This window comes from Pseudomonas sp. MF09150 (assembly GCF_059862355.1).
This window is the reverse complement of sequence record NZ_JCBCUS010000026.1, coordinates 1-5,544: the sequence shown is the minus strand read 5'-3', so window position 1 is coordinate 5,544 and position 5,544 is coordinate 1. Positions and strand designations below refer to the sequence as shown.

At 51.1% G+C, this 5,544-nt stretch carries 2 tRNA genes and 3 rRNA genes; all 5 read left to right on the top strand.

Annotation, left to right across the window (positions count from 1 at the left end):
* The first annotated feature begins 326 nt into the window (after window positions 1-326).
* The 5 genes from AC19YX_RS35115 to rrf all read left to right on the top strand — a co-directional run bounded on the left by AC19YX_RS35115 (window position 327) and on the right by rrf (window position 5,535).
* A 16S ribosomal RNA gene (locus AC19YX_RS35115) occupies window positions 327-1,865 on the top strand.
* Between the two features lie 81 nt (window positions 1,866-1,946).
* Window positions 1,947-2,023 (top strand) — tRNA-Ile (locus tag AC19YX_RS35110).
* Window positions 2,024-2,053: 30 nt separating this feature from the next.
* Window positions 2,054-2,129, top strand: a tRNA-Ala gene (locus AC19YX_RS35105).
* A 244-nt stretch (window positions 2,130-2,373) separates the two neighbouring features.
* Window positions 2,374-5,265 (top strand): 23S ribosomal RNA (locus tag AC19YX_RS35100).
* Window positions 5,266-5,419: 154 nt separating this feature from the next.
* Window positions 5,420-5,535: ribosomal RNA gene (rrf, locus tag AC19YX_RS35095) — 5S ribosomal RNA — on the top strand.
* The 16S, 23S and 5S rRNA genes sit together here with 2 tRNA genes alongside, the layout of an rRNA operon.
* The last annotated feature ends 9 nt before the right edge of the window (window positions 5,536-5,544 follow it).

The window sequence follows — 5,544 nt, the reverse complement described above, 5'->3', positions numbered from 1 at the left end:
GCGAGTAACGCTGTAGAATTCGCCTCCCGCTAACGAGAGATCGGAAGCGCAAGTGGTTGAAGTTGTTGAAGAAATCTTCGAAAACTTCTGAAAATAATCACTTGACAGCAAATGAGGCTGCTGTAGAATGCGCGCCTCGGTTGAGACGAAAGATCTTAACCAACCGCTCTTTAACAACTGAATCAAGCAATTCGTGTGGGTGCTTGTGGAGTCAGACTGATAGTCAAAAAGATTATCAGCATCACAAGTTACTCCGCGAGAAATCAAAGATGTAACCAACGATTGCTGAGCCAAGTTTAGGGTTTCTTAAAAACCCAAAGATGTTTGAACTGAAGAGTTTGATCATGGCTCAGATTGAACGCTGGCGGCAGGCCTAACACATGCAAGTCGAGCGGCAGCACGGGTACTTGTACCTGGTGGCGAGCGGCGGACGGGTGAGTAATGCCTAGGAATCTGCCTGGTAGTGGGGGATAACGTTCGGAAACGGACGCTAATACCGCATACGTCCTACGGGAGAAAGCAGGGGACCTTCGGGCCTTGCGCTATCAGATGAGCCTAGGTCGGATTAGCTAGTTGGTGAGGTAATGGCTCACCAAGGCTACGATCCGTAACTGGTCTGAGAGGATGATCAGTCACACTGGAACTGAGACACGGTCCAGACTCCTACGGGAGGCAGCAGTGGGGAATATTGGACAATGGGCGAAAGCCTGATCCAGCCATGCCGCGTGTGTGAAGAAGGTCTTCGGATTGTAAAGCACTTTAAGTTGGGAGGAAGGGCAGTTACCTAATACGTGATTGTTTTGACGTTACCGACAGAATAAGCACCGGCTAACTCTGTGCCAGCAGCCGCGGTAATACAGAGGGTGCAAGCGTTAATCGGAATTACTGGGCGTAAAGCGCGCGTAGGTGGTTTGTTAAGTTGAATGTGAAATCCCCGGGCTCAACCTGGGAACTGCATCCAAAACTGGCAAGCTAGAGTATGGTAGAGGGTGGTGGAATTTCCTGTGTAGCGGTGAAATGCGTAGATATAGGAAGGAACACCAGTGGCGAAGGCGACCACCTGGACTGATACTGACACTGAGGTGCGAAAGCGTGGGGAGCAAACAGGATTAGATACCCTGGTAGTCCACGCCGTAAACGATGTCAACTAGCCGTTGGGAGCCTTGAGCTCTTAGTGGCGCAGCTAACGCATTAAGTTGACCGCCTGGGGAGTACGGCCGCAAGGTTAAAACTCAAATGAATTGACGGGGGCCCGCACAAGCGGTGGAGCATGTGGTTTAATTCGAAGCAACGCGAAGAACCTTACCAGGCCTTGACATCCAATGAACTTTCTAGAGATAGATTGGTGCCTTCGGGAACATTGAGACAGGTGCTGCATGGCTGTCGTCAGCTCGTGTCGTGAGATGTTGGGTTAAGTCCCGTAACGAGCGCAACCCTTGTCCTTAGTTACCAGCACGTAATGGTGGGCACTCTAAGGAGACTGCCGGTGACAAACCGGAGGAAGGTGGGGATGACGTCAAGTCATCATGGCCCTTACGGCCTGGGCTACACACGTGCTACAATGGTCGGTACAGAGGGTTGCCAAGCCGCGAGGTGGAGCTAATCCCACAAAACCGATCGTAGTCCGGATCGCAGTCTGCAACTCGACTGCGTGAAGTCGGAATCGCTAGTAATCGCGAATCAGAATGTCGCGGTGAATACGTTCCCGGGCCTTGTACACACCGCCCGTCACACCATGGGAGTGGGTTGCACCAGAAGTAGCTAGTCTAACCTTCGGGAGGACGGTTACCACGGTGTGATTCATGACTGGGGTGAAGTCGTAACAAGGTAGCCGTAGGGGAACCTGCGGCTGGATCACCTCCTTAATCGACGACATCAGCTGCTCCATAAGCACCCACACGAATTGCTTGATTCATTGAAGAAGACGATAGAAACAGCCCGAAATTGGGTCTGTAGCTCAGTTGGTTAGAGCGCACCCCTGATAAGGGTGAGGTCGGCAGTTCGAATCTGCCCAGACCCACCAATTTTGTGTGGGAAAAGCCTGTAGCGATACGGGGCCATAGCTCAGCTGGGAGAGCGCCTGCCTTGCACGCAGGAGGTCAACGGTTCGATCCCGTTTGGCTCCACCACTTACTGCTTAACGCTGTTTCTGTGATAAAGCTTAGAAATGAGCATTCCATCAGGTTGATGGTGAATGTTGATTTCTAGTCTTTGACTAGATCGTTCTTTAAAAATTTGGGTATGTGATAGAAAGATAGACTGAACGTTACTTTCACTGGTAACGGATCAGGCTAAGGTAAAATTTGTGAGTTTAATCGCGAATTTTCGGCGAATGTCGTCTTCACAGTATAACCAGATTGCTTGGGGTTATATGGTCAAGTGAAGAAGCGCATACGGTGGATGCCTTGGCAGTCAGAGGCGATGAAAGACGTGGTAGCCTGCGAAAAGCTTCGGGGAGTCGGCAAACAGACTTTGATCCGGAGATGTCTGAATGGGGGAACCCACCTAACATAAGTTAGGTATCTTGTACTGAATACATAGGTGCAAGAAGCGAACCAGGGGAACTGAAACATCTAAGTACCCTGAGGAAAAGAAATCAACCGAGATTCCCTTAGTAGTGGCGAGCGAACGGGGACTAGCCCTTAAGTGGCTTTGAGATTAGCGGAACGCTCTGGAAAGTGCGGCCATAGTGGGTGATAGCCCTGTACGCGAAAATCTCTTAGTCATGAAATCGAGTAGGACGGAGCACGAGAAACTTTGTCTGAATATGGGGGGACCATCCTCCAAGGCTAAATACTACTGACTGACCGATAGTGAACTAGTACCGTGAGGGAAAGGCGAAAAGAACCCCGGAGAGGGGAGTGAAATAGATCCTGAAACCGTATGCGTACAAGCAGTGGGAGCAGACTTTGTTCTGTGACTGCGTACCTTTTGTATAATGGGTCAGCGACTTATTTTCAGTGGCGAGCTTAACCGAATAGGGGAGGCGTAGCGAAAGCGAGTCTTAATAGGGCGTCTAGTCGCTGGGAATAGACCCGAAACCGGGCGATCTATCCATGGGCAGGTTGAAGGTTGGGTAACACTAACTGGAGGACCGAACCGACTACCGTTGAAAAGTTAGCGGATGACCTGTGGATCGGAGTGAAAGGCTAATCAAGCTCGGAGATAGCTGGTTCTCCTCGAAAGCTATTTAGGTAGCGCCTCATGTATCACTGTAGGGGGTAGAGCACTGTTTCGGCTAGGGGGTCATCCCGACTTACCAAACCGATGCAAACTCCGAATACCTACAAGTGCCGAGCATGGGAGACACACGGCGGGTGCTAACGTCCGTCGTGAAAAGGGAAACAACCCAGACCGTCAGCTAAGGTCCCAAAGTTATGGTTAAGTGGGAAACGATGTGGGAAGGCTTAGACAGCTAGGAGGTTGGCTTAGAAGCAGCCACCCTTTAAAGAAAGCGTAATAGCTCACTAGTCGAGTCGGCCTGCGCGGAAGATGTAACGGGGCTCAAACCATACACCGAAGCTACGGGTATCACGTAAGTGATGCGGTAGAGGAGCGTTCTGTAAGCCTGTGAAGGTGAGTTGAGAAGCTTGCTGGAGGTATCAGAAGTGCGAATGCTGACATGAGTAACGACAATGGGTGTGAAAAACACCCACGCCGAAAGACCAAGGTTTCCTGCGCAACGTTAATCGACGCAGGGTTAGTCGGTCCCTAAGGCGAGGCTGAAAAGCGTAGTCGATGGAAAACAGGTTAATATTCCTGTACTTCTAGTTATTGCGATGGAGGGACGGAGAAGGCTAGGCCAGCTTGGCGTTGGTTGTCCAAGTTTAAGGTGGTAGGCTGGAATCTTAGGTAAATCCGGGATTCTAAGGCCGAGAGCTGATGACGAGTTACCTTTTAGGTGACGAAGTGGTTGATGCCATGCTTCCAAGAAAAGCTTCTAAGCTTCAGATAACTAGGAACCGTACCCCAAACCGACACAGGTGGTTGGGTAGAGAATACCAAGGCGCTTGAGAGAACTCGGGTGAAGGAACTAGGCAAAATGGCACCGTAACTTCGGGAGAAGGTGCGCCGGTGAGGGTGAAGGACTTGCTCCGTAAGCTCATGCCGGTCGAAGATACCAGGCCGCTGCGACTGTTTATTAAAAACACAGCACTCTGCAAACACGAAAGTGGACGTATAGGGTGTGACGCCTGCCCGGTGCCGGAAGGTTAATTGATGGGGTTAGCTAACGCGAAGCTCTTGATCGAAGCCCCGGTAAACGGCGGCCGTAACTATAACGGTCCTAAGGTAGCGAAATTCCTTGTCGGGTAAGTTCCGACCTGCACGAATGGCGTAACGATGGCGGCGCTGTCTCCACCCGAGACTCAGTGAAATTGAAATCGCTGTGAAGATGCAGTGTATCCGCGGCTAGACGGAAAGACCCCGTGAACCTTTACTATAGCTTTGCACTGGACTTTGAATTTGCTTGTGTAGGATAGGTGGGAGGCTTTGAAGCGTGGACGCCAGTCTGCGTGGAGCCAACCTTGAAATACCACCCTGGCAACTTTGAGGTTCTAACTCAGGTCCGTTATCCGGATCGAGGACAGTGTATGGTGGGTAGTTTGACTGGGGCGGTCTCCTCCTAAAGAGTAACGGAGGAGTACGAAGGTGCGCTCAGACCGGTCGGAAATCGGTCGTAGAGTATAAAGGCAAAAGCGCGCTTGACTGCGAGACAGACACGTCGAGCAGGTACGAAAGTAGGTCTTAGTGATCCGGTGGTTCTGTATGGAAGGGCCATCGCTCAACGGATAAAAGGTACTCCGGGGATAACAGGCTGATACCGCCCAAGAGTTCATATCGACGGCGGTGTTTGGCACCTCGATGTCGGCTCATCACATCCTGGGGCTGAAGCCGGTCCCAAGGGTATGGCTGTTCGCCATTTAAAGTGGTACGCGAGCTGGGTTTAGAACGTCGTGAGACAGTTCGGTCCCTATCTGCCGTGGACGTTTGAGATTTGAGAGGGGCTGCTCCTAGTACGAGAGGACCGGAGTGGACGAACCTCTGGTGTTCCGGTTGTCACGCCAGTGGCATTGCCGGGTAGCTATGTTCGGAAAAGATAACCGCTGAAAGCATCTAAGCGGGAAACTTGCCTCAAGATGAGATCTCACTGGAACCTTGAGTTCCCTGAAGGGCCGTCGAAGACTACGACGTTGATAGGTTGGGTGTGTAAGCGCTGTGAGGCGTTGAGCTAACCAATACTAATTGCCCGTGAGGCTTGACCATATAACACCCAAGCAATCTCGTAACTTCGTAAGAAGAACCTGATTGCGGTGTGTGAAGACGAAACGAACCGAAAGTTCGAGAGAAACACACAAATCTATTACATACCCAATTTGCTGAAGCGAGGCCATCTGGTCACGACTCAGTACCCGAATTTCTTGACGACCATAGAGCATTGGAACCACCTGATCCCATCCCGAACTCAGCAGTGAAACGATGCATCGCCGATGGTAGTGTGGGGTTTCCCCATGTGAGAGTAGGTCATCGTCAAGATTAAATTCC